The sequence below is a fragment of the Gordonia sp. CPCC 205515 genome, assembly GCF_048537925.1.
In the GTDB taxonomy this organism is placed as follows: domain Bacteria; phylum Actinomycetota; class Actinomycetes; order Mycobacteriales; family Mycobacteriaceae; genus Gordonia.
In genome coordinates this window covers 127193-152180 of the sequence record NZ_JBCLVJ010000003.1, presented here as the reverse complement: position 1 = coordinate 152180, position 24988 = coordinate 127193, and the positions used below count along the sequence as shown (strand labels likewise).

General features: G+C 60.7%; 15 protein-coding genes. 6 read left to right on the top strand and 9 right to left on the bottom strand.

Going from position 1 to position 24988, the window contains the following annotated elements:
- Positions 1–77: 77 nt before the first annotated feature.
- Positions 78–815: a M15 family metallopeptidase gene (locus AAFP30_RS05180; RefSeq protein ID WP_419228796.1), complete on the bottom strand. Its 738-nt coding sequence runs from the start codon at positions 813–815 to the stop codon at positions 78–80.
- A gap of 28 nt (positions 816–843) precedes the next feature.
- Positions 844–1308, bottom strand: a complete 465-nt coding sequence (locus AAFP30_RS05175) for a nitroreductase family deazaflavin-dependent oxidoreductase (RefSeq protein ID WP_419228795.1) — start codon at positions 1306–1308, stop codon at positions 844–846.
- A gap of 87 nt (positions 1309–1395) precedes the next feature.
- Here AAFP30_RS05175 and AAFP30_RS05170 point away from each other — a divergent pair, with 87 nt between their 5' ends.
- Positions 1396–2343 carry an NAD(P)-dependent alcohol dehydrogenase gene (locus tag AAFP30_RS05170; protein ID WP_419228794.1) on the top strand — a complete coding sequence of 316 codons (948 nt, stop codon included), beginning with the start codon at positions 1396–1398 and terminating at the stop codon, positions 2341–2343.
- Between the two features lie 588 nt (positions 2344–2931).
- On the opposite strand, the gene AAFP30_RS05165 is transcribed toward AAFP30_RS05170, so the two are convergent.
- Positions 2932–4287, bottom strand: a complete 1356-nt coding sequence (locus tag AAFP30_RS05165; RefSeq protein ID WP_419228793.1) for a hypothetical protein — start codon at positions 4285–4287, stop codon at positions 2932–2934.
- A gap of 302 nt (positions 4288–4589) precedes the next feature.
- A complete protein-coding gene (locus tag AAFP30_RS05160; protein ID WP_419228792.1) occupies positions 4590–5702 on the bottom strand; it encodes a hypothetical protein in 1113 nt (370 codons plus the stop codon).
- 1046 nt (positions 5703–6748) lie between these two features.
- Here AAFP30_RS05160 and AAFP30_RS05155 point away from each other — a divergent pair.
- From AAFP30_RS05155 to AAFP30_RS05140, 4 genes are all read left to right on the top strand, one after another.
- Positions 6749–8167, top strand: coding sequence for a hypothetical protein (locus AAFP30_RS05155; protein ID WP_419228791.1), 1419 nt, complete (start codon positions 6749–6751; stop codon positions 8165–8167).
- A gap of 895 nt (positions 8168–9062) precedes the next feature.
- A complete protein-coding gene (locus tag AAFP30_RS05150; RefSeq protein WP_419228790.1) occupies positions 9063–9554 on the top strand; it encodes a TIR domain-containing protein in 492 nt (163 codons plus the stop codon).
- Entirely contained in the window at positions 9551–10573 is a 1023-nt protein-coding gene (locus AAFP30_RS05145; protein WP_419228789.1) for an HIT family protein, read from the top strand. Before AAFP30_RS05150 ends, AAFP30_RS05145 begins: the two co-directional genes overlap by 4 nt.
- 229 nt (positions 10574–10802) lie before the next feature.
- Positions 10803–11165, top strand: coding sequence for a hypothetical protein (locus tag AAFP30_RS05140; protein ID WP_419228788.1), 363 nt, complete (start codon positions 10803–10805; stop codon positions 11163–11165).
- A gap of 128 nt (positions 11166–11293) precedes the next feature.
- On the opposite strand, the gene AAFP30_RS05135 is transcribed toward AAFP30_RS05140, so the two are convergent.
- Complete coding sequence (locus AAFP30_RS05135) at positions 11294–12637, bottom strand: hypothetical protein (RefSeq protein ID WP_419228787.1); 1344 nt, start codon at positions 12635–12637, stop codon at positions 11294–11296.
- Between the two features lie 317 nt (positions 12638–12954).
- Positions 12955–14745: a DUF262 domain-containing protein gene (locus AAFP30_RS05130; RefSeq protein WP_419228786.1), complete on the bottom strand. Its 1791-nt coding sequence runs from the start codon at positions 14743–14745 to the stop codon at positions 12955–12957.
- A 160-nt stretch (positions 14746–14905) separates the two neighbouring features.
- Between AAFP30_RS05130 and AAFP30_RS05125 the strand changes: the two genes are divergently transcribed.
- Positions 14906–16141: an IS256 family transposase gene (locus AAFP30_RS05125; RefSeq protein WP_419228785.1), complete on the top strand. Its 1236-nt coding sequence runs from the start codon at positions 14906–14908 to the stop codon at positions 16139–16141.
- Positions 16142–16260: 119 nt separating this feature from the next.
- Here the strand turns inward: AAFP30_RS05125 and AAFP30_RS05120 are convergent, their stop codons facing one another.
- From AAFP30_RS05120 to AAFP30_RS05110, 3 genes are read right to left on the bottom strand one after another with little or no spacing between them, the layout of a single operon-like run.
- Positions 16261–17361 (bottom strand): Swt1 family HEPN domain-containing protein, encoded by a 1101-nt coding sequence (locus tag AAFP30_RS05120; protein WP_419228784.1) that lies wholly within the window; start codon positions 17359–17361, stop codon positions 16261–16263.
- On the bottom strand, positions 17358–20819 hold the full coding sequence (locus tag AAFP30_RS05115; RefSeq protein WP_419228783.1) for an SNF2-related protein: 3462 nt from the start codon (positions 20817–20819) through the stop codon (positions 17358–17360). Before AAFP30_RS05115 ends, AAFP30_RS05120 begins: the two co-directional genes overlap by 4 nt.
- Positions 20816–24919: an Eco57I restriction-modification methylase domain-containing protein gene (locus tag AAFP30_RS05110; protein ID WP_419228782.1), complete on the bottom strand. Its 4104-nt coding sequence runs from the start codon at positions 24917–24919 to the stop codon at positions 20816–20818. The genes AAFP30_RS05115 and AAFP30_RS05110 overlap by 4 nt, the downstream gene beginning before the upstream one ends.
- Positions 24920–24988: the final 69 nt, after the last annotated feature.

The window sequence follows — 24988 nt, the reverse complement described above, 5'->3', positions numbered from 1 at the left end:
GCGGCCGCTTGTCAAGGGCCGAGTAGCCGAAGACGTTACCGTGTAGCGAGATGAACGCGTAGGACGCGAGTGTTGAGCTACAGCGGCGGCACGTCGATAATCGGTCGCCGAACACCGGCGCCGGCACCGTCGAAATGCCACCACTCCCCCGAATAGGGAGAGAGTCCGCCGGCGGTCATCGCCCCACGCAGTCGCGCTCGATTACGTTGTGCAGCAACAGATACCCCGTTGGTCGCGTAGGCTGTGGCGCGGGGCGTGAAGGAATCGAAATCGGTGCCCATCTCCACGAGGCAACGATCGGCGATCCGACGGCTCGGCGCGCAACTGGCCCGACGCGCGGCCAGCGTGATGTCGACCGAACGCCCCGACTCGTGGCTGCGTGAGTACGGTCCCGGCGCCGCCACCCAGGCGGGATTCGGGACCTTCTCGTACATGGTCTGCTGCGCCGAGTGCGGGCGATAGCAGTCCCAGAACACCAGCACCTCATTGCTGCGTCGCAACTGCTGCGCGGCGCGACGCAACCCCGCTCCCATCGATTCGTGTACCAGGCAGCGCGCATTCGGCGGGTAGAGGCGAACTCCGACGAAGTTGTTCGTTGTCGCGTAGCGCAGGTCGATCAGGGCGTCGGGCACCACAGTGCGCACGTCGATGAGACCGGCCGCCCGCGCTGCCGGCGATACCACCTGAACTCTCGGCGAGGTGATCGCCGGCGACGCGGAAGCCGTGCGTTCGGACAGGGTTTCGTCGGCGCATCCGACCGCGATCAACCCAGCCACCACGAGGGTGGCCAGCCGGGTCATCGGTCGTCGACGCATCGGTGTGTTTCTACCACGGCTGACGGGATCACCGGTCTGGATGGGTCGGTACCGTGAGTTCGACGATTGCCAGCGGTCGCGTGGTCTTCCGCTGATATCCCGCGTAGCGCCCCTTGTTGACCTTGTCGACGATCGCGAACCGTCGTGCGTAGTCCGGGTCGTCGGGGTACGTGGCTCGGGCGGTCGCCTGCAGATGGCGTCGCCCGACCTGGATCTCGACATCGGCGTCGGCCTTCAGATTCGCCAACCATCCTGGCGGTCTTGGTGATCCACCGTTGGATGCGACGACGAGGTATCGCTGTCCGTCCCGCGCGTAGGTGAGGGCGTTGCACCGTGCCCGCCCGGTTTGCCTCCCAGTTGTGCGGAGCAGCAACGTCGGATTGCCCATCAGCAGGCGATGGCCGATTAGTCCGTCGGACTTCTCGTACAGGAACTGATGAACCTGCAACGCCCGGATGAACAGGCCGTTGGTCATCTGTCGTGTGTTCGGCATGCCATCGACCTTAAGCAACTGGGCCCGACCGGACCCGAGAGCTCGATCGCGCCACTTCCGCACGTCCCCGGCGATACCATCGGAGAGGTGAAGGCCGTTGTGCAGTCCCGGTATGGTTCACCGGCTGTCTTGCGCGTCGAAGAGGTGCCCATTCCCAGCCCGGCGGCGAACCATGTACGGGTGAAAGTCGTTGCGACGTCGATAAATCTGAGTGATTGGGAGACTCTGCGCGGTCGACCCGCCTACTCGCGGACCGGTGGAGTACGACGGCCGGCGCGACCGACACTCGGGTCTGACATTGCCGGGTGGGTCGATGACGTCGGCAACGACGTGACACGGTTCCGCGCCGGTGACGCGGTGTACGGCGACAACCTCCGTCTCAAGGGTGGTTTCGCCGAATACGCGATCGCACCCGAATCGGTGTTGACGCACAAGCCATCTGAACTCGGTTTTGCCGAAGCGTCGACGATCCCCCAGTCCGGCGCCATCGCCGTTCAGGGCACCCGAGACGCAGCAGCCGGGAAGCGAATGCTCGTCAATGGTGCCGGAGGCGGGTCGGGAACGTTCGCGATCCAACTCGCCAAGCGGGCCGGAGCCCATGTCACCGCCGTCGACAACGCAGGCAAGCTCGACTTCATGCGCTCACTCGGTGCCGACTCGGTCATCGACTACCAGGCCGGCGACTTCACCACCGGCCATTACGATCTCATCCTCGACATGGTCGCGTCTCGGTCGGTCTTCGCCTACCGCCGAGCCTTGAAGCCCGGTGGCCGATACCTGTGTGTTGGCGGATCGGTACCGACGTTGCTACGTGTCCTGACTGCCGGCGCAGTTGTCGGCCGTTTCACCGGCCGACGCATCGGCGTACTCGCGGTCAAGGAGGGGCCCCAGCATTTCAGTCCGCTTGCAGACATGTGCCTCGCGGGCGAGGTCGCCATCCATATCGACCGGACCTACCCGTTGGAGGACACCGCCGACGCGCTGGCCCTGGTCGGCGAAGGTCGGGCTCTCGGCAAGGTCGTGGTCGCCCCCTGATCGGGATGACCGGAATCAGGTTCGTTTGCGCAACCCAAAAGCAGTGCAAGACAGGGTGTATCGCGTGAGCCGCGGAAAACAAAAGGCCAGGCCGCGTTTCCGCAACCTGACCTCATGTACCGCATTGAGCTGAACTGCTCGTGGTGAGCAATTCATCATGCCTGCAGTCGTAGTGTTTCGTGGGCTGAAATCCGGCTAGTTTATGCCGAATCTCCGACGAGTTCTCGGCGGTTGGCCGCGCAGTCCTTGCATGCTGGCCGCGGGCCCTGGATTGGTCGTAGCGGAGATGGCCCTGGGTGGGGTGATGGAACCTGCCGTGCGATTCGCCCAGCGCAGAGCCGCTGACAGAGTTCCGGAATCTGGATGGGCGGCCAATCTTCGATTGGTTTCCCGGGGCCAATGACATGACTGAGGGCGGCCCGGGCTCCGGGCCGCCCTCAGTCATGTTGCGGCCTTCAGTAGTTCATGTGCGGTTGGGCATTCGGATCGGCGCCTGTCCGAGGTCCTCTTCGAGTCGGCGCCATTTCGCGGCGATTGATTCGGGACGGTCACGGTTCGACGCTTCGAATCGCTCGATCTCGCGGACGTTCACGACGGCGAACGCATCGCGATGATGAGCTTGACCAGCGGTTCGCGGCGCGGCCCGTACTTGAGATGCACAAGGCCGGCGACTGTCCGCGATTTGATCAAGTTGAACCTCTGCTCGGTGAGCGCACGTGCGGCCTCGTGGTAGATCGCGTGGTCGTTGGATCCGGGTGCCCACTGACTGAGCTGTTGACGTTTGCGTTGGTCGTCGGTCAGCGTGATCGTGACGCTGCGCTGTGTGCAGCACGGATACAGCGGCATGTCCGTCCCGGGCTCGATGTAAGGCAGATCGAGCCGGTCCTCGGTGTCCGGGTTGTGCCAACGGGAACAGCGGACGTTGCCCAGGCTGGCCGGGCAGCTCAGCACCATCTTGACCGCCTTGTCGGGCAGTGCGCCTTCAGCGGGGCGTCCTGGTCGAGTGTTGCGCTCGATCAGTCGCCTGTCGACGCCCATCAGCCTCGGCAGGAGCTGACGGAGTCGGCGTTCGCGAGCCTCCCATTCGTCTGTGTCGAGCACGTCGCGTAGTGGCTTCACGTAGTCCTTGCCAAGGGAGATGCCAGCCGCTGTGGGGCAGTACCAAGCGCCCGACAATTGCACGGGGCCAGGCTTGACACCACCGGGCTGCGCCGGAACGCTCTCGAAGTCGCGTCGCCAGTGTTCGGGGTAACGGTAGACCGCAGCATACTTGCGGTCGAACTGCCAACGGCCAAGGCCGTCCTTCAAGTACCCCATGTCGAAGGTGATCAGCGGCCATCGGGCGGTGCGGCTTATGGGTCGACTGTCGAACCCATTGCGCTGATGATGCTCGATGGCTTCGTCGAGCCCTTCGAGTGAACCCGATGTCGGTGGGTGAATAGCGATGCCGGTGAACAGGATCGGCCGGTTGTGCAAGGCATCGGGCGGCCCGACGCTGCTGACCGCGGTGACACCGATTCCCCACGCCCGTTTCTTCGTCAGCGGATTCCCCTCGGCGTCGACGCGATTGCGGAAGTCCCGGCGATAGTAGCCACCGAAGTAGATGGCCGACCGGTTGCGGTCGTCAGTGACACCAAGGTCGTAGGTGCCATCTGCAGTGTCGATAATCGTTTCGTCGACAACGACGTCACCGCGCCCACTCTTCTGGTACTCGGCGGGGATTGAGCCGACGAGGATGCGGTTGACGACGGTTGATAGTCGTTGCGCCGCGGTGCTGTAGAGGTTCACCTGTTCGGGTGTGCGGGCTCGAATGATCGCCTTATGTTCTGCCACCGGGATTCGTTCGGCGGGTTGGTCGGGAGCGGAATCCAGGCATGCCAAAGTGCGATCAACCCAGTTGCGGAAACTCTTCAACGCACGGTCGGCGTCGGATCTGATCGCCACCAGATCCGCCTCGTCGATTCCGACTCGAGCAAGTTGCGCTGTATTGAAATCCAGAAGCGTCCGAAACGTCGTGCGGATCGTCGGTGCACCTCCTCTGAGCAGAACACATGCCAGTGCAACGAGCAGCGATGTGATTGTGTACGGCAGTGCGCCCCGGAACGCTCCTCGCGGCGCTGCGATCCGTTCAAGTCGCCATTGCTCAATCATGGCGGCAACTCCGGATCGTTCGACGATCCCCACCGCCAGCAGGAAGATTCGCTCCCCGGTATGGACTTCTGGGTGGTTGATGCTCGGGTGGACGCTCACTCGGCACCGTCCACAAGGTAGGAGGTGATCTCGTCGATGGTGCCGGTGCTGTCCATCACAAGGTCCAGTTCGTCCACGTGGCTGAGGCTCCTGATACCCGCCAAGTAGCAGAACTGGTCCACAGGAAAGACCCCGGCGGCCTCCCGCATCCAGGCGTGGCGCAAGGCCTTGCTGTTTACATGTTCGGGTTGGTCTCGTTCTGCGAGACGGTCGTTGACGCGGTTGATCCCGTTTCTTTCCACCGTGGGATTGCTGCCGAACGCGAGCAGATGGTCATGACGTGCGTCTGCGACGTACCGCTCTAGTCGGTCGCCGATCTCTGCGTCGATGATCGGTACGTCCCTGGGATCGGTCCGTGGCGTTTGGAGAGTGACAATGACCCAACGCTGGCCGTGGTGCCGTTCGATCCGAACATCGCTGCGACGCAGGTGCTTGAGTTCTTCGGGTCGCGCTCCGGCCCCGACCATCAGATCCAAAAGGACGGTAAGTGCGGGACCCCACTTCTCACCGAGCGTGAGCGCCACCCGGTACAACGCGGCGATCTCCTCTTGTGTTGCGGGCGAGGTTCGGTTCTGGCGCGGCGCATCGAGAGTCAATGCCGGCGGGAATTCACCCGGGTGAAACGTGTGTCCCGCCGCGTACAACAGGTATCGCACCGTTCTCCGGGTCGGGCGGTGCCGTGTGCTCAGGTAGCTGTCGATGTTGCTGCGTCGAAGCGCGCGCAACGGATCAACCCGGCCGCAGTCGTAGAAGTAGGCGACCAACAGGTGCACGATTGCGCCGAACGCGTCGCGGTCGACGATCTCCGAGCGAAACGGGACCGATGCCTGTGCGCGTGCCGCGTCCTCTCGCACCGACTCCCCGACAGTAGCTTGTCGCACCTTAATACCCATGCTGCGCAATCGATTCAGACGATCTACATCGAGACCATCGGCGGAGATTGTTCCGACAACAACCTCGGACTTGTCGTGGCGCACCCTACGACCTGTGTCGCGCTTGCCGCCGCGATCGTTCGGCTGGGGTTGCGGCGTCGGGCCACCCTTGCTGCGTGCCATCACCACCACCCCCAAAACATGAGGCCGGTACGCTTGATTTCGTGCCGCGGGCACGATGAAATGAACATGCCAGAATCTCCTAGCTGAGAACTTGTGAGTTTTGGACGCGGCATCTGCCGCCCGTGGGGGGCCGGGGCCTATTCCGGCCCCCCACGGCACTCCCGGCGACGCACGCCGAGATCTTGCAACGCTGTCCCGCAGCAATTCCACTACGGCACAGCACTCACACTGGTGGTGGCAGACCCGAGTGGCGGCGGCACCACACGTCGGCGCGCTGCAACACCGTCACACGACGGGAGCGCAACCAACAGGCACTACCATGAGCCACGACGGGCCCCTTTCCTAGCCGTTCGGGTGCCCGTAAGGGGGCGGGCGCTGTTCGCAGCAGCGCTTGCCTCCGCCCTCGATGAACGGGCACACCTCGAACAGTACGAGACGATCCCTCATTTGCACCGCTGCCATCTTTCGGCGTGTCGCAGGTCAGCCGCTCAGTGCATGCCCTAATCACCGCCTAAGATTGGCGCATACGCCGAAGCCCACATTGTTTGAGGAGGATGGTCCGCCTTTGGCGTGCCGTCCTGTCGGTGCGTCCTGGTAGACCAACGCACCATGAGTATCCGCTCGCTGACGACCCCGAAATCGGTCGACGATCTCCTGTCTCACCGGACTCTCTATCCCCCGGTTGCCATCTGCCTGAATCCGGGATGCACAAATCCGTGTTCGTATCCCATCAAGAACAAGGGACGACGACCGCTCTTCTGTTCAAAAGCCTGTGCCACAACGTATTCCGCAAATCGTGTCGCATTGATCCGGGAGCTTGAGTTCATCGAAGCAGCCCTGTCGGACGTCTCACCTTGGAGTAGTGCCGCTACCGAGTTACGTCAGCTGCGCGCGCATGCGAGTTGGCATCTCACGAGGTATGGCGGTGAGCCAAACCGGCCGGCTCGCGAGCAGCCCGGAGGGGTCGCTCGTTGACACCTGTCGATTGGCCCGGACTTGGCAAGGACCAGTTCGAAAGGGTCGTAGAAGCACTCGTCAGGCGTCAGTGGTCAGGAATCGCTGAAGTCGTTAGTCCCGACGGTCGAGGCGGCGATCAAGGAGTGGACATCGATGTTGCACAAGGTGATCGCCGCCGCGTCTATCAGATCAAGTACTTCGCCGATGGCTTCAGCGGGGACAGAAAGACATCGAGACAGAAGCAGATTAAGAAGTCGTTTGACCGCGCTTGCAAGCTCAGTCCGTTGCCGTTCGAGTGGATCCTCGTCGTTCCGACCAAACTCACACCAGGAGAACGCAAGTACGTCCAGTCACTCGAACGCGACGACACTCCTCGCGTGAGAATTGCCGACCGACTGGAACTCGACGATCTGATCGCTCAGTACCCCGATGTGCACCAGTACCTAGCCACCGATCAACTCAAGAACGACATCCTCTTGTACGGCAAAGAGACCGAGTCACTTGCCGGCGGGACACGTGCTCTCACAGAGCGAATCGCGGCCCTGGGAGGTCGCGGCGATGCCATGGACTTGCATTGGGGCGTGAACTTTGCACGGGTCGGCGGCATGGTCGAGCTTTCTGCCTACCCCAAGACGCCAAACGCTTGGCGGGACAGTCCGATCTCGCTGAGCTTCGCGACACGGTTCGGTCCCGAACATGACGAACTGCGTCGACAGTTCGAGCGGTCAATCAAGTACGGTTCTGGTGGAACGATTGTGCTCCCACCCGAAGCGCTGTCAAACGTGTCCATCACTGGCCCAGCGGCTTTCGCGACTGATGGCGCCACCGGCGAGCTCCATATCACTACCGAATCGCTGCCGAACGCTGAGGGGAAGGCAGCCGAGTTGCGCTTCGTGGATGAGAACGGCGCGCTGCAGGCAGCCCACGAGGGCACAGTGACCTACGTCAACCACGGAACCCAGGGGTGGGCTATCAAGATCGAGTTCTACGATCACGCTGTCATAGAGATCGACCAACCAGACAGGGCTGGCGATACTGGAGCGCTTCACATGACGTACAACATGCGAAACATCCAGCCACGCGAGGTAATTCAGCTAGTCGATCTGCTCGTCAACCTTCACTCCACGTCCACCTGCGAGTTCTACCTGGAGGGACAGCGCGCTGGCGTACTCGGCCTGGATGGACTCGAATTCACCAACATCGACGAGCTTGCCACGATCGTCGGTATCGCAGTCGACCTAGAGGCCGTGCAACCATACTGCTCCACCTATTTCGCGCTCCCTGCCGAGGTATCGACTTGGGATCGTGTCAACCTCCGCGTGGCGCGCTGCATGATCGATGGGTATCTGACTGCCTCGCCACTTGTCGCGACTGGAACCGTGGTTCTCACCGGCACGACATCGCCTGAACTCGAGCGGATCCTCGACGCCGGCGGCCCCGTCACGTACTTCGTCAAAGACTTCACCTCGAACTCGGTGAACGGGAGCTTCCTCTGGGCACCATCGCTGTCCACCACCCCAAAGCACGGGCGATCAACGCCGAAGAAGCCCGTGAGGCTCTGAACAGTGGTACCGCCGAGGGCTTCAAATTGCGTCTAGCGCCTGGGGATGACCCGTACTTCTACGTCTACATTCCGAACAAGCTGAAGAACCCTCACCACCCGGACATCTCTTGCTGGTCACTGGTCGGAATCAAACAACCCGGTGTAAACACCGAGGACCCAGACTGGACACAGTCATCGATCGATAGCACACGCGGCGGAGGTGTCATTCGGTGTTCTTGACGCCGACCTCGCCTCGTAGTTGGCCCGACACGGTAGACGTGCATCCCAGAAAGGCGGGGCCCGGCGGTCATCACCGGGACCTGCCTTGTTGTCCAGCCGATATCTCCGACGCTTACCATCAGACGACACTGAACCGTTCATCCGGTTACGAGGTACGTTCCGGGTACGTACCTCTTCGTACCTCGGACTCGATCTGGAGTAAGAACGGGAGGCACGGTGCGCGGTCAAAAGGCAACGTTCCGGGACCGTGTGGCACTACATGCTGATGCTCGCGGTATCCCGGGCATCAAGCCGGACCGGATGATTTTCCGATTCATCGCATCGTTTCAGTTCTTGCGGCCCTGTGTCACGCCGCCGTTCGCGTTGGAGGTCCCGACGGCCGCAGCGAAAGAGATGGCATGTCAGCCCAACGATCTGATCATGGCGTATGGCAGTTCCAGCGGAGTTGGCGGTAGACGTTCGCGGTGTCGCCCGCGTGGCCTGCCGTCTGAGTGATGCTGCGATGAACTGTCCGAGCGTGGGTGTTGCGGCGCCCCAATTCGTCTTCCGTGTCGTCCGACCGGGTGAACCCGTTGAGGGCTCTTGAACGCGCGGGGCGTTCTTGTCACCCCTCGGAGCTAACCTCAACGAACCGTGCTTCCGGCAGGACGCCGAAGCCTTGAGAGGAGCCAACGATGGCCACCAAGACTGTGTTCTACTCCTTCCACTACGGGCGCGACGTGCACCGAGTGCAACTCGTCCGACAGATCGGGGCGCTTGAGGGTCAGCCTCTTCTTGGCGCCCAGCAGTGGGAGGCGGTGCGCCGGCAGGGTGATCAGGCGATCAAGAACTGGATCCACAAGGAGATGACCTACAAACGCGCCGTTGTCGTTCTGATTGGTCAGGAGACCGCCTCTCGGCCGTGGGTGTTGTACGAGATCGAGAAGGCGTGGGACGACAAGAAGCCGCTCGTCGGGGTGCGCATCCACGGGCTGGCATCGATGAGCTCCGGCGCCGACGGTCGCGGAGCGGACCCGTTCACTAAGGTTTCGGGTGTGAGCGGCGTTCCCGTGTTCGACCCGACACAGACGAACTTCCAGGGACAGATTGACACCAAGGCCACCTACGCGAATCTGTCCAACAACCTGGAGAGCTGGGTTGCGCAGGCCAAGACTCGACTGCTGTGAGCTCTGAACCGTGCCCGTTCTGCGCCATCGTCGCCGGCGACGATCCAGACGTTCGGGAGGTGTACAGGAACGAGCACGTCGTCGCGTTCTTTCCGACGGAACCCGCCGTCTTAGGCCACGTACTTGTGGTGCCGAGGCGGCACGTGGAAGACATCTGGGGACTGCGACCGGAGGAATCGGCGGAGCTATCGTCCGCAGCAATGTTCGTCTCCTCGGCACTACGCTCCGCGCTCCTGCCGGAGGGCCTCAATGTCATCCAGTCCAACGGCAATGCCGCTACCCAGACGGTGCCACACCTTCACGTGCACCTGGTTCCTCGACGAAGCGGGGACGCGATCGGACCGATCTGGCCACCCGAAACCGAATACTCGGAAGCCAGCAAGGACGACGCCCTTCGTCTCGTGATAGCTGCGGTCCGGTCCACTCCGCCGCCCGCACAGCCGGAGTTGTCGCCCGAGGATCGACGCAAGCACCTCGACTACATCCAGGCGGTGGTGACGCGACAGTCCGCGGCGTCTTCGTCCGCGAAGGGATGGCTCCTTCCGGTCACGACAGCTGCGTTCGGCTTCGCTCTAACCCAGCAACTGTGGCCGCTCGCTCTTCTCGGTGTTATCGCGGTGATCCTCTTCGCGTATCTCGACGCCAACTACCTGCGCAGCGAGAAGGCTTTCCGGAAGCTCTACAACACCGTCGCGCGAGCGGAACGCATGGTCCCACGGTTCACTCTCGATCCGACTGATGCTGACGAGCCGCCAGCGGACGGCACGCCGGAGAAGACGACGTGGCAGAAGCTCAAGCAGTCATACGTCCCGGAGTGGTCTGTCTGGCGGTCATGGTCGATCGCCCCCTTCTACGTCGCGATGCTCGTACTCGGGGTCGGCGTACTGATCGCCGCAGCCGTTACCCGTCCCGCACCGGCAGGTACGCGGGAGAACCTTGAATCCCCGCCAACGCCACAGTCCACAGTCACCACCTCTGTGCCCGTCCCGGCAAGCGTCCCCGTGCCGCCGCGGCCGTAGCCGAGCTGCGATCCCCCAAAGGTCAGCCTTCCCGCTGTGAGGATGCGACCAAGCGCCTCACTCGCTGTCGCGGATCGCACTGAATCGCCCCGCGGTTAAGGACAAGTTCGTCGCAGCCATTAATTGCAGCCATCTTCTCTCGGATCGCATCGCGATTAGTGTCGAAGCCCCTGGTTATATGTGAGCGCTGCGTGCCTCGCGGACGGTCAGCCCACGTAGCATCGAAATCATGTCCTTCGTGAAAAAGTTCATTTCGCTCGCGGGTCAACAGGGTCGTTCGGGCGGTCCCAGCGATCTGCCGAACGACAACAGCGCCGAAGGCCAGGACTACTCAACGATCGACAACTGCCCGTATTGCCTCGACTCCTTGCAGGGCTACTGGTGCGTCTCCTGTGATGTGGAGTTTGTCCTCGAAGGCGGCGAGCTCGTTGAGGTTTTGCTCTCAGCGCGAGGACCGCGAATCGAGCGTCGCTGCACAAGCTGTGACACGCCCATGAAGCGAGGAAGCCAGTTCACCGCCGCCTGGGAAGACGGTGACAACCCCGATGCCTACGTCACATGCCAAAGTTGCGGCAACCAGAACCTTTTTTAGGCTAGGCCGCGAGGATTACCCCGAATATGAAGGCGGTGGAGGCGGGAGATGGTGACGTAGATTTCCCGCACCTGATCTGCCCTAATCCACAGCGCCGTCGTCGACGCGATCAAAGCCAGATACCGATTTCAGGTAGATCCCGGTGGTAAAGCCTGCCGCACTGCGCGGTCGATCTGTCCCCGCAGTGCGATGGCGATACTGTCTGGTGGGTCGATCCGCGTTTTGTCGAACAGCTCGAGCACCCGCGAGTATGCGGCTGCGCGCTCGTTAGCGGAGGTGTGATCGTCGAGGGCTAAGTTGATGGACTTCTGCGCACGGCGAAGCAACTGCTGTTGCTCGGTGGTAAAGGGGGAGTCACCTGATTTCCGAGCCAGGGCATCGGCGGTGCGCCAAGCACGTTTAGCGGCTGTAACGCGGTCGGCGAACTCGCGTACCAGGGTCATGTCGTCGGGCACGTGGTCGTCGATTCGCAGGGTCTCGGCGGCGGCGAAAGCATCGTGGAAGGCCTCGACTGCAGGGTGACCGAGATCGGATAAAAGCGGTCGAAAGAAGAATTGCGTGGGATCAGCCGTGTATGCGGCATACTCGGATCGCACACTATTGTGGTCAGTCAACGCCCTGATCCAAAGTCGTTGGAGGGTGGATTCCCCTCTCTGAGTCTTTGATTGCCGCACACCCACTTCCCGGACGGTCTCTGTTCGACGGTGGCGCTCGGTGGATCTGGGTGCCAGATTTCGAGTTTCCGAGGGCCGCGGCGGGTCGGCTGACTGGGCCATCCTCTTCAGCGCATTGAGCGCACCACGTAGCTCCTTCTGTTGCAAGGAACCCAGCGGCAGGCAGTTCGGTTTGCTGAAGGCGGCGCTACCGGAGCGTATTGGCGCGATCCCCGACGTTTGGACCTCGAGGTAGCCCGACATAATTCCTGGCCATAAATGGATATCTCGGATTTGCTGGTAGCTCGCCTCGAAAACTCCATTGCCGCCAGTCAATTGAGCAAGTAGTCCCTGTTTTACGATAACCAAACGATCGGTAAACGCGGCAAGTTGCCCGCGACCACCGGCGTTCAGGACGAACAGTGGTTGCTCACCTGGACGGGAACTCTTCTGTAATGCCGCCCATTGCTCGGGGGTAAGGTTCGGCCCGAATGTCGACAGTTTCGCCGAACCTTCGAGTGGTTCGGCGATGGAACCTCCCAAGCGATTCTTGGCAGCGATCGTCGGAATCGTGACTGTCGGTATCGATGATGCGGTTCGCGACGCGTGAATTCGGTCGAGATGGCTTCGCGCAAAGCCGATCTCATCAGGATGCGCAATTCCGAAATCGATTCCCTCGCCATTTGAGTCGTAGACGCAAAGTCTAAGTGACGCTCGCCGACTGGTAAAGCTGTAAGATTTGATATCTCTGACCTCGATAGACAAGGGGATCTCAACGTCGTCCGAGAGTCGAGTCATGCGGAATCCGAGCAAGCGCATGTTCGTGAGCGCAGTGGCGTCAGTCGTCGGTTTCGACCGCGACACTGCGAAACATGCGAGAATCAGTTCACCATTGCGGAGGGCAGGTGCCAGAGCACTTTGCCAACTTGGTGACAGGTCGTCTGTGATGCGAGGACTAGTTTCCATTACGGACTCAGGCTACTTACTAATGGCTTTCACGAAAGGATGCCAGGGACCTTGCAGTCGGGCACCTCGGGTAGATAGAACCATCCCCTGATTCGCTGTGCTTCCCACTGTCTCATTGATTCCTCGAAGGGTTCGCCTGGTGGTTGCTCGCCCATCTCGTTCTGGGCCACCTAGATTGGAAAGAGGTCAAGTGTGCGCTGAGCCAAGACCTCTGTCCGGGTATTGATTTCGGTCTCATTCCAAATATTCGCAGTGATCACGTCAGCATTGAGGCTTAGTCCGTTGTTGAAGCCGATTGGATTTCCCCTTCCGTCCATTCGTGTCTTCTTGTAGTCGAACGATCGGTTGCCGAGATTGCTGTTATACCCAGTGATGGTCAGGTTGCCAAGGGTGTGTACAACACGCTGTTGGACGTCGTTGGCGGCCTCACTATCGCCTCCGAGCATTTGGACCCACTCGGAAGGCAAGTTGCTACCCTGAGGGAGAATGTGTTCGATCGTCCACCTGTAGCGATGATTCTGTTCGCGCTCCCACAGGTCCCTCTCGGTTTCTTTTGTAAAACCGTCCTCGGCCAGGGACACAAGGACGAAGCGGGCAACGTCGGCGTTCTCGTCGTAGATCTGTCCGGACAGCTTCTCGAGGAATGATTCGTCGGATGCTGACACCTCTCGCAGCGAGTTCCGGACCGATTGTTCGATATCGTTACCATGTATTTCTTCGATTTGGTCAATGATGCTCATGAATAGCGCCTGCAAGGTGTAGGTCTGTGGGGTACCGGTGAGGTTACGTCGAACGAAGAAGCTCGCCAACAAACGACTGATCGTGCTGAGGTGGGTTTCGGAGAGTTCGAGTTGATTGCGGCGCAGCATGAGGTACAGCATCAGGATGTGGGATGGCGACCCCTGGGCGCGGGCCAGTGCGCGGAGCGCAACATCTAAGTCCGTGGGGACGTCTTCGTCATCAAGGTTGCCGATGATGCGCTTGTAGACATCGCCCGCTGCGGTGACTTCCTTCAGGAACGCGGCAAGGTCGGCGCCGATGAGGGTTTCATAGATGCGGATTAGGTTGGTTCTGGTGGCGACCGGAGCCTTCGATACGTGTGGAAGCGTCGCCTTGAACGCGTTGTAGTACTGCCGGAAGAATCGCTCCTGGTTCGTGTAGTCGTCACCGAGGTCTGCGAGCAGGTCGTTCCATCGCGCAAACACCATGTCCGTGTCCAGGCCGTTCTGCTTATCCGCTGACGACAGCAGGTTGTTCTTGATCAAGTCAATGGGGGTGAGCGGCATTCCTCGGTTGTTCAGCGACTCAAAGAGCACAAACGCATCCGACTGGCTTTCGACTTCGAGCTTGACGAGGGTGGCGTTCTTGGCGCGCCCAAGCATGTCGAGGGCGACTTCAACGATGCCCTTGCCCGTGTCCTCGGCACGCGACTCGATTCGGTTCCGAAAGTGGTTACAGGCTCGCATGATTCGGCGGTTTCCGAGGTTCTTTACCTTCGGTGCCTCGATGTCGATCCCGACACGAGATAGTGCGTTCAGATAGTCCTCGTAGTTAGAGTTCTGTTTCTGCGGCCGCAGCCGCGCTCGAATCGGGTGTCGAAGAATCAGTTGGCGCCGAAGATTTGTCAAATCTGTGAGGTCGTCCTCGTCTAGTTCTCCACGCCGAGAATCAAGGCACCCGTGAATGGCCGCAAGCAATAATGACAGCGTAGTCATTCTCTGCTGCCCATCAATCAGTTCGAGCACGGTTTCTTTAGTGGCATTCTCGGTCTCGTTGACGCATATGATTGTCCCGAGAAAGTGCCCCGAGTCACCTATCGTGTCAAGGAGGTCGTCGAACAGATCGTCCCACTGCTGCTTGGTCCATGAGTATTCTCGCTGGTACGTCGGGACGCGGTACACAACGGCGTTCTCCGGGCTGAGCAGGGTATATACCGGTACATTGTCAACAGATTTGATCATTCTTCACTCCAGTTGGGTGGGAATCGGCGGGTAAGTCCCCAGGTGTGGTGGGAATTCGGGACCCGGATCCCGGCGGGCGTGTCGGTGCCGGGGTTGGTGGGGGCCATCGCGTAGATCAATGAGTTACCTCTCACAGTGACTCAGAGAAAGCGACTACGCGATGACCAACGATCATTCTGCCTTGCTTGCCCAGTTGGAGTTGTTCAAGTCCGCCGATGCCGGCGCGATGTTCACCGAATTGATCCGTACGGGCCTGCAGGAGCTGATCGAGGCCGAGGCCACCGCCAAGATCGGCGCCGGCCGTTACGAGCGCTCCACCGGCCGCTCAACCCACCGCAACGGCTCGCGGAGCAAGACGGTGTCGACCACCTCCGGCGATATCGAGGTCAAGATCCCCAAGCTGCGGTCGGGGTCGTTCTTCCCGTCGCTGCTCGAGCGGCGACGCCGGATCGACAAGGCGCTGCACGCGGTGATCATGGAGGCCTACGTGCACGGCGTGTCGACCCGTTCGGTCGATGACCTCGTCGGCGCACTCGGGGTGGAGTCGGGTATCTCCAAGTCCGAGGTCTCGCGGATCTGCGCGGGTCTCGATCAGGAGATCGCCGCGTTCCGCGAACGCACCCTGTCCCACACCGAGTTCCCGTATGTGTTCTGCGATGCCACCTACTGCAAGGTGCGTGTCGGGGCGCACGTGGTCTCCCAGGCCCTGGTGGTGGCCACCGGCGTCTCGATCGACGGCAGCCGCGAGGTGTTGGGCACCGCGGTGGGTGATTCGGAGTCCTTCGAGTTCTGGCGCGAGTTCTTGGCTGGGCTGAAGGCACGCGGTCTGTCGGGGGTGCAGCTGGTTACCTCCGATGCCCACGCGGGATTGAAAGCTGCTGTGGCACAGCAGTTCACGAACTCGTCGTGGCAGCGGTGCCGTGTGCACTTCATGCGGAACTTGCATGGGGTGGTCTCAGCGAAGCAGCAGCCGGTGGTGACCGCGGCGATCAAGACGATCTTCGCGCACACCGAACCCGAAGATGTTCTGGCGCAATGGGATCATGTGGCGGAGAGCTTGGCGGAGGCGTTTCCGAAGGTGGCGGCGATGATGGTCGAGGCCAAAGCCGATGTGTTGGCGTTCACCGCGTTCCCGAAGGCGCATTGGCAGAAGATCTGGTCGAACAATCCGATCGAGCGGTTGAACAAGGAGATCAAACGCCGTGCTGATGTGGTGGAGATCTTCCCCAACCCGGCCGCGTTCCTACGGCTGGCGACCGCGGTGGTCATCGAGGCCCACGACGAATGGCAGGTTACCCGCCGCTACATGTCGGATGTGTCCATGGATGAACTCAAGGTGGTGATCGCCAAGAAACACGCCGCCCAAGCACTGGACAAAGGCCACCAAATCTCCTAAGGTTCAACATGACTCGTTGATCGAAGCGATGAACTCAGCCGATCCGAAGTCCACCACTCCACGGGACGCTATCGAATCGGCGCGCGATTCCGGCTGGCTTCGATCTGCGGATGTCCGCCTCAGACCAGTTTGCGGGCGCGGTTGAGGTGGGCATTGAACTGCTTGGTCTTGCGCTTGCGTCCAAAGGTTCGGAGGGTCGCAGCGTCGAGGTCGGTGTCGCTGATCCCCGGGGTGTCGACTTGAAGCAAGCGCATTACGTTGGCGATCTCGGCAGGGCTGATCTCGGTGAAAGGTCGGTCGACAGTGCTGTCGTTGGGACGGAACTCTGTCCACGTCGCCGGATCGAGATCAGTTGGCCAGACGCATTTGTCGTCATCGATGACCAGCCCGGTCTGCTTGATCTGGTAGATCAGCTTCTTCTCGCGGGTCGGCCAAAGCCGTCGGACTCCAAAGGATGCGGCTGTGAGCTGGGCGAGCCGGTTGATGTGTATTGGGCCTTCGAACTCGGCGATCTCGGTTGCGACAGCACGGACCTGTTCCTTGGCGACCTTTTTTGGCAAGGCGTCGAGGACATCGACATCACCGACCACGACGAGTGTCCACGGTTCGAACTCCGACCGTCCGGAGCCGATGGTTGGGGTGTTCGCAGAATCGGAGCGCTTCAACACGGAAGGGTCTGGACGGACGACGTCCGAGTCCGGCTCAGCTTCGGCATCGGGCTCGGGCGCCTCGGTGTGCGGTTGCGGGTGCGTCGGTGCGACGTGCTCAGCGATGACTTTCGCCTCCACCAAGGCGTCGAAGGCTTCGTCACGAAGCTTTCGCGCATCGGCGGCACCCTGGTCATCACCGAAGTGCTCTAGAAGTCGTACCGCGAAATCGTTTGCGCGCCAGGCATCCAATGTCGTCAGCCCATCATGGTGTGCCCACCGGTTTCGGACAATCCGTAGTTCGTTGCCGAGCGTGGTGACCAGGCGGGTGTGGTCGTCGAACGGGAACCCGAGTTTGCCGAGGCGTTCGGTGATCATTCTGAGTTGCGATTGCAGGTCGGCAGCAGAGTAAGACTTGGGTGGTTTGCCCTTCATCTTGTCGAGCTCACTCAGGACTGTCGGCCACGGGAGGCCGCCGAGGTTGGGCGCCAACTTGGCACCGATGATCGGGTCGAGTCGCTGCGCGAGGTGGTGCAGGCTTTGATCGACGGAGTGGCGTGGATCGAAGGTCACCGTGCTGTCTCCTCAAGTGCCCGTGTGCCTTTCACAGCGAGCCAGGTCACGAGGCGAACTTCGTGCTTCTCGACATCGGGGAGGGGTTCGCGTGGCGGTGGTGCGGAGATTCCGGCCTCGTCGAGCACCTCGGTGACGAGCTTGATGCGTTCCTCATCCGTGCGACCTTGGTTGATGGCCCCGCGGACCTGACGCGAAACCTTAGCGGAGGGGACGCTGCGTAGGCGATTGGCGAGCGCGATCTGAGTGTCCCTGCCGAGATATCCACCTTTCCGAAACACGAGTGCATATGCGTCCCGGAAGGACAGTGGCAGGTCGGGTTGGAACGCATTCGGGTCGGTTAGTTCCTGCCAGACGTTGTAGACGCTGTCGCGCGCGACCTCCCACGCGTCGAACGCATGGTCGTAGACCTCGTCCGGGAGCCATCGATCAGCGCTGGCGTTTTGTGGATCGGCGACACGGAGGGAAAGGAGTGTGTCAGGAGAGATTAATGGTTGGCCGTCTTCGTTGTGGCGGAGCGACCAGTCGTCGTCGACCGGCACGTATCTGAACCAGGGCTTCGGGCTCTTTCCGATCTTGATACAGAAGACGTAGCCGTTGCCGTTCACCACTGGGTTCACGAATCCGCTGCCCGAACCATAAGGGAGACTGAGGATGTCGGCTTTCAGCAGCGGATCCATGTTGAACGCACTGGACAGTCGCCGACGGTACTCCTCGCCAGACAGTGAGGCACTCGATCCACCGGCGTCGAGAAGCTTCTCGAACTCGTCGACGACTTGGTCGTCGGTGAGATTCACTTCGTGTCCTGGTCCGCGGCCCGGGAGTACGTTCCCTGCCCCGACCGCCGCATCGGCTAGCGCCAGCTTTGCTTCCAGACGTGCCTCAAGGTCCAGCAGGGCGTCGAGGCGTTCGGCCGGGAAGAAGAGTCCCAAGTGCACGTAGTCGTGTCTAGAGCCGATGCGGTCGACACGACCGTGTCGCTGGACGATGCGCATGGGGTTCCATGGCAGGTCGTAGTTGATCATCTGCCCGGCTTGTTGGAGGTTCACACCCTCAGAGAGCACATCGGTGGTGAACAGGATGTCGAACTCGTCCTTCGCCGCTGGCTCGCCCTTTGCGTTTCGAGGTCCGGCCGTCGCGGGTGCGAAGCCGGCGATGGTTGACGCCCGCCCTCCTTGGTCAACACCGCCAGTTGCTCCGCGTTCGTGGGTCTTAGCGTACGAGCCCATGATTGGCGGGGCGATGCGAGCACGATAGTCGGCCAGCGGAGATCCTGAGGGCGCTGATTCGATTGCTTCCACGACGGCGTCGTGGATGGGGATGATGGTGTCAGTGAAGGCCGAGAAGACGATGACTTTCCTGCGGTCGGCATGCGAGAGACCGCGCGGGTCGACGCGCTGCGCGGCGGCCGCAATCGTCGTCAGTTCCTCGATGAGTTGCTTAACCTTGGGCTCGACACCCTCGATCACAACGTGGGCGAGATCTCGCAACTCACAGAGCAGAGCGATGTCGGACTCGACGTCACCCTGAAGTTCGGTGAGGTGGTAGCCGTCGACCGATTCGATCTGTTCGTCGTTGTCGAATTCGGCCACGAAGGCGTCGAGATCGTCAGAGTCGGAGGAGACCCATTCACTCAGCGCTTCGCCTTTGAGAACGAAGCCCTTTCCGAGCGCCTCCAGGAAGCTCTCGTGGGAGGCGATCATGTTTTCCAGAGAGGCGTGGAGCGCCTGTGGACTGGACTCCAGTCGCTTGAGGAGACCGGACCGAAGCAGGCCTGCGTTGGTGATCTGGTATTCCTGCAAATCGTGGTCGACCGTGTACATGCTGGAGAGGTAGCGTGCGAGCATCAGCCGTTGCGGATCGCGACTGCGTTCTTCCCACGCGCGTGAGGCGTGTGGATCGGTCGGGTCGTCGAGCGCGTAGACCATCGCGTCAATGAGCGCCAGGCCGTCATCGTTGAGGTCGTAGTCGATCCGGCGAACCTTGGGTTGCGGGAACTTCAGAGTGGTCAGCTTCCCATCCGCGCCCCGGATCAGCTCGTTGGCGTAATGCTCCTTGACGAACTTTCGGGTGCGCCGCACGGCAACCTGATCCATCAGGTCAAACAGATGCTCGGGTGTCAGATTGGCGGGGTCCATGGCCTGCGCCTGCTTGATGTACTCACGGATGCTCGGTATTCCCAGCGCCGCAAAGCGGGCATCATCGCGGATGAAGTACTTCACCAGAGTTTCGAGGTCGGAGAGGGAGTTATTGACAGGCGTAGCAGTAAGCAGCACAACGCGTTTGGAGCCGCCAGCGGTGATGACTCGATCCACGGCACCTGAACGCTGTGCTCCGGAGTTGCGCAGGTTGTGTGCCTCGTCGATGACGACGAGTGAATAGTCTGCGACCTCTTGGAAGAACGAATCGACTGGGCCCCTGTCGGGGTCGAGGCGGTTTCGTACCTCCTCGTAAGAGTAGACCTTCACCCAGCGGCTGAAGTCGTAGGACTCCAGAAATGGTTCCCACATCGACGATTTCAGCGCAGCCGGTGCGACGATGAGCACACGCTGACGATTGATGTTCGCGGTGCGGTAAATGACCTCGCCCGCAAGGTAAGTCTTGCCCAAGCCAACCTCATCGGCGACCAGGACACCGCCGTGCTCGTCGAGAAGGCGCTCCATACGCACCACCCCATCCGCCTGAAAGCGTGTCAGCTCAAGGCGCGTGTGGGGTTCAGGGTTCTCGTCGGAATCGAGATGCTCGCCATACAGTTCCCAAAGCATCCGAAGGTAGACCACCCACGGCGTATGCGGATCCCACAGACGGCCATACAGCTCAGCAAGGTCATACGGGTCGCTCTGGGACCAGTAGTGCTCGAACCACTCACGCACCTTCTCCGCTGCGCCAGTCCCGCCACCGGTGCCGAGATTCAACTCGGCATTGCGGGCTAGGCCAGCATAAGTCATGTTCGACGAACCAGCGATCGCCGCTTGCGTTGCGTTGTCCTCAACAAGGTAGGTCTTCCCGTGCAGAAAGCCTCCCGAATAGCGACGCACCTCGACTCTTGGATTTTGTTCTACGTCAATGCTTTTCAGCCACTCGACCATCCGCTTCGCCTCGGCCGTCGGAATACGAGCGAAGCCCATTGTGTCCCGCTCCGCTTCCAGCCAGGCCTGGTGGTGTTCGATTGCCGCGTCCCGTCGTGCGTCCTGATCGGAGTCACCCGAGGTGATCGCTCGGACCGATTCCTCCTCGGGTTCAGCACCGAGCAACAACCGAACTCGGGGTGCTAATTCCAACTCGTCAGCGAGAAGCGCGAAACCCGCTGGGTTGACGTAGGCCGTCGCGATAGCAATCGGTGGAGCAGACACCTTGTTCTCACGCAGCAGACAGAACAGTTCGTTGACTTTGTCAGCAACCGTGAGCCCCGCTTCGCTTGATGCGTGATTGGTCGCAAAGTCGGGAAGTTGCGTCATGCCTTACCCTTCCACTCTCGATAGTGAGTAATGACCGCGTCGAGACGGGCCTCGTAGTTCCAACCACGGTGGAAAGTTGCAAACACGTGCTCGACCTGATCCTCCGTTAAGCCGTAGATCAAGCTCACCACTGCATCGAGCTCTGCCACCAGACTCTCCTTCTCAGCCTGAGATCGCACCGAGGCCACCGGCACCTTTGCCTCGTCAGCCCAAGGTCCATACCGCTCGTCCGAAGCCGCGAGACGTCCTGCGATTACAGCGACCCGCCGGTGCCGGTCGGTCTCCACAAAGTCAGGTATAGGGAGCCCTTTAAAAATGTGGAAATTCATTCCAAGCTCGACATACTTGCGTGCGTACCAGTCGAGCGGGATTGAACAAAGAAATCCCAATAGATAGGCTTCCTCGACCGCACCACCGACAGCGGCGAATATGTACGGCGCTTTATTGGTTAGGGCAACTTCGGGGGCTATCAGTCCTGCTATTAAAGTTCGCGAATCAGTCGCTCTCGTCACGTCTCGAAAAGCTATGCGCGCTCGATTAATTGGCAGTGTTGATGGGTCGGCAGCCCACTCCAGCGATTGCCCATAAAAGGCCGAACTCTTCAATCGGACCTGACGCTGACGCTTTGCCTGAAGCGCATTTCGAATCTTGCCTGGCTCGCCTAGCGCATAGACGTTGCCCGTCGTCGAATTCCATATCTCGAAACCCGCGCCGCCAATAACCGCCATCGTCCCGGCTTCACCAGCATCGAACTTTTGACGGTCATTGGTTGCATGGAACTCGGTCATTGGCCGAAAATCCCAATCCGGCAGGCGACGGTCGAGCCGCGGTGCCCGCCTAATTGTTGTGAGCACTGCACCAGATTCCGGCCCCGGCAGCAGTGGAATAGTAGATCCCGACATCGCTGTCAATGCGTCTGTGCCAATCTCGCCCGTACGGTCGCGCCCAGCGACGAACTCCGTCTCGGAGAAGAAGGGTCCTGCCAAGCGAACAGCAGAACTTGGCTGACTTCGCTTGACCAACGTGACCAGGGCAATGGTGTATTGCGGGTGTATTGGGAAAATCCACTTTCGGTTGTTTACGAGCGTCACGGTCTCGAGTTCTCCGGTACGGAATATCTCCTCACGCCAATGCTTCATCCCCGCTACGTTAAACAATGCGCGCGGCATCACAATGGAAACCACACCCGATTCACGCAGCATTTCCCAATAACGCCAGCCGAATGCTTGATAGAGATCGATATCGCCTGTTCCAAGGCCTGGATAAGGTCCAACAAGCAATGCTCGACGCATTTTTTCAACGGTCTCGATCTCGGATTCCAACGTCGGCAACATGTCTGCTCGCTCGACACGCAGCCGAGCGAGCTCGCGCTTCAGGTCGGCAGGAGAGAGGCCAAATAGCCCTGGCCGCACACGCAGCCAGAACTTGGTCTCCTCAACCATTAACTCCTCCCAGGGGGGATTTCCCACAAGTACATCGAATCCCGGTTTCTCTCGCAGAAATACCTCCGGGAAGAGGTAAGGCATGTGCGCGGGCTTGAGCGACTCGACAATCTCGCCGGGCTCCCTTGACTCCGTTAGTCGCGTGATGTGCTCGGGTCTGGTGATCTCGGTCGACCAACGCCCGAGGCGAACTGCCACGGCCGCATCGAAGATGCGCTTGGCAGGCTCGGCAGCTGCACGCGCGCGGGCGAGCAAGGCCGCCGCCTCCTCTATCTCGGACTTATTCGCCTCTGATGCATTCGCCATGTCGACAAGGAGTGGCCTCGCGGTATCGAGATAATCCGTCAGAACTCCGCGCAGCCAATAATGGTATCCGCCGCGCTGAGCTGGTCGTGCGCCCGTTTTCGAGAAAAGCGAGCCCTCTGGTTCAAACAAACCGTCGTCCAGGCTCTGCTGCTGATCTTCCGCAGGCACGTCGAAAGAATCCGAGGTGCCGACGAGTGCATCCACTGCCTCGTCAATAGTGCCGATTCCGGTAAGGCTGTTGGCGTTCACCAAGCCATGGTCGAGATTGCTCATTGGCAAGCCGGGCACGAATGTGTGAATCCAAAGCGCAAGTCGCGCTAACTCCACCGCCATCGGGTTGATGTCAAGACCGTAGATGCAACGTCGAGCGACCTGCCTCCGAAGAAGCCCGACTTCGTCGACATCACTCTTGGCGACGTCATCGGTGCCAAGCGCGTCGCGTGCAACCTCCGCCAACCGGAGCAATTCCTCAGTTACAGCTACAACCGAATGCTCAGTAAGGAAGGAGCGCATGAGTGCTTCGATCTTGTCGACGGCAGCCACCAAGAAGTGACCTGATCCCATAGCGAGGTCGGCTACCCGGAAGTCGAAGAACTCTCTCCCGGCCGCCGAGGCGTCGCCCCGGTCGAGGTAGGTGGAAATCTTCTGCAAATGCGCTCCAAGCGCGGGAACGATTGATCGCTCGATGAGATGGTCGACGACAACTTTCGGGGTGAAGTACGACCCTGTCGCCTTTCGCTCGCCCGAGGCCGTATGGAAGTAGACCTCGCCAGACTGCGCCCAGACCTCGTCGGACTGCTTTGCTGGAACCCATGCACCGCTTTTGTCTAGGGTCAGGTTTTCCTCGGCGAGGGAGAGCGAACTCTCAAGGAGACCCTCGTAGATCGTGCCGAACTCGCGAACGCTCAGCGAGCGGAAGTCGACAGCACCGAGTACCCCGTCTTCATTGACGTCGATCAGGAGACTCTTGAGCGCCGGGCCGAGCACGTTGTCGGGCAACTCGATTCGCTTTATCAGTGCGCCTTCAGGCGATCGGTCCGGGTCCGTGGAGAAAAGCCCTCCGTTATATGAGGGGATCTGCCACTGCGGGTTACCGTGATCGATCGCGTTCCACACCTGCACAAGGTCGAACCAAATAGTGGATGAATCTCCGAATTCGCTAGTATCCGCGTCGAGTAATCGTCGGGCGTTTGTCTTCAGGCTGTTTGCGTCGAACCCCTCGTTGCGGCCAGACGGCAGAAGCCCACGGTCCTCGGCGTATGCCTGGAAGATCAGTCGAAAAAGGATGTGAAGAGTGGCACGGTAGGCAAGGGCGAGTCCATCCGCATCGAGTTTCACACCCGCGTTCTGCGCAAGACGGTGTGCGACTTCGACCGCGAGAGGAGGAACGATCTCGTCGTAAATTCGTTCCCGAAGGCGTGCGCCCAACTCTGTCGCGTAACGGGCACTGTCACGCAACAGTTCGTCCGCAGTACCGTCGACGACGAGTGCGTTCGCGGAGAACGCAAGGGGCAGCAGGGCAGCAAGTTCGGAACCGATGGTCGACAAGTCAATCTCGAAGAACGTGTCGGCCTGGCCCTTGGACCCAACGCCGACACCGTCACGGCCCGGGTAGAGCCTGATCTGGTCCTTCCGAAGCACGACGAGCCACGGAATCTCCTGCCTCGACGCCACCGCCAGGCCAAACGCCACCGGCGAAAGCTGGAAGCGCTGGGTCTTGGTGTCAAAGTGCTCTGAGTCGTCCAACAGAACTGCAACCGCGCGAGGCGGGCGGCCACCCGTCGAAAGCAATATCGTGCCGTTTGGCCCTGGCGAGGTGCCGAACCCAAGAGCCTCGACAAGCTGCTTACCCCGCTTGCTGAGCAGTGGCTCGGCCTTCTTGCCGAGAGTCTCCCAGTCAGATCGCTTCGGGACATTGCTCGTAATGTGATGCGTCGCAAACAGACCGCTGTTGGTGAAGCCCACGACACCCGTAGTGTCGTTCGCCTTCCGGAAGGCTGCGTATCGCTCCGTCGCGGCCAGCACGTCAGGCTCGGCAAGGACGGACTGAAGCTGACGCTGAGCCTGCTCGATCGGGAGTTCAACGGCCTGCGCCTGAGGGTCAGGGCCAAACAAGTAGGCGGTATCGTCGTGGAGTATTGCGATGGTGAGCTGGACCTGCGTCCTGCCCTTGCGCGCGTTGAAGAGCTCTCGAAGCACCTGTCGGGACGGTGCGGAGGCAGCGCGCGCAACGGCAACCTGGAAGCCTCCGAGGTGGTGCGGGTCCGGGCCGAAATAGACCTGGTCAGGAGCAACGCCTTCGGGCGCGGACGCTGCCGTCCACTTCACGGTCTTGTCGGCGCTCAAACGCACAGCTGTACTCCTCCGGCTCACCTACGGGCCGCCATAGTGCCGCCCGGTCAGAAACCTTATCGGCGTCGG

Excerpts from the sequence above, each read along its gene's own strand:
- AAFP30_RS05180 (WP_419228796.1), bottom strand. The coding sequence starts at position 815 with ATGCGTCGACGACCGATGACCCGGCTGGCCACCCTCGTGGTGGCTGGG.
- AAFP30_RS05175 (WP_419228795.1), bottom strand. The coding sequence starts at position 1,308 with ATGCCGAACACACGACAGATGACCAACGGCCTGTTCATCCGGGCGTTG.
- AAFP30_RS05150 (WP_419228790.1), top strand. The coding sequence starts at position 9,063 with ATGGCCACCAAGACTGTGTTCTACTCCTTCCACTACGGGCGCGACGTG.
- AAFP30_RS05140 (WP_419228788.1), top strand. The coding sequence starts at position 10,803 with ATGTCCTTCGTGAAAAAGTTCATTTCGCTCGCGGGTCAACAGGGTCGT.
- AAFP30_RS05135 (WP_419228787.1), bottom strand. The coding sequence starts at position 12,637 with ATGCGCTTGCTCGGATTCCGCATGACTCGACTCTCGGACGACGTTGAG.
- AAFP30_RS05130 (WP_419228786.1), bottom strand. The coding sequence starts at position 14,745 with ATGATCAAATCTGTTGACAATGTACCGGTATATACCCTGCTCAGCCCG.
- AAFP30_RS05125 (WP_419228785.1), top strand. The coding sequence starts at position 14,906 with ATGACCAACGATCATTCTGCCTTGCTTGCCCAGTTGGAGTTGTTCAAG.
- AAFP30_RS05115 (WP_419228783.1), bottom strand. The coding sequence starts at position 20,819 with ATGACGCAACTTCCCGACTTTGCGACCAATCACGCATCAAGCGAAGCG.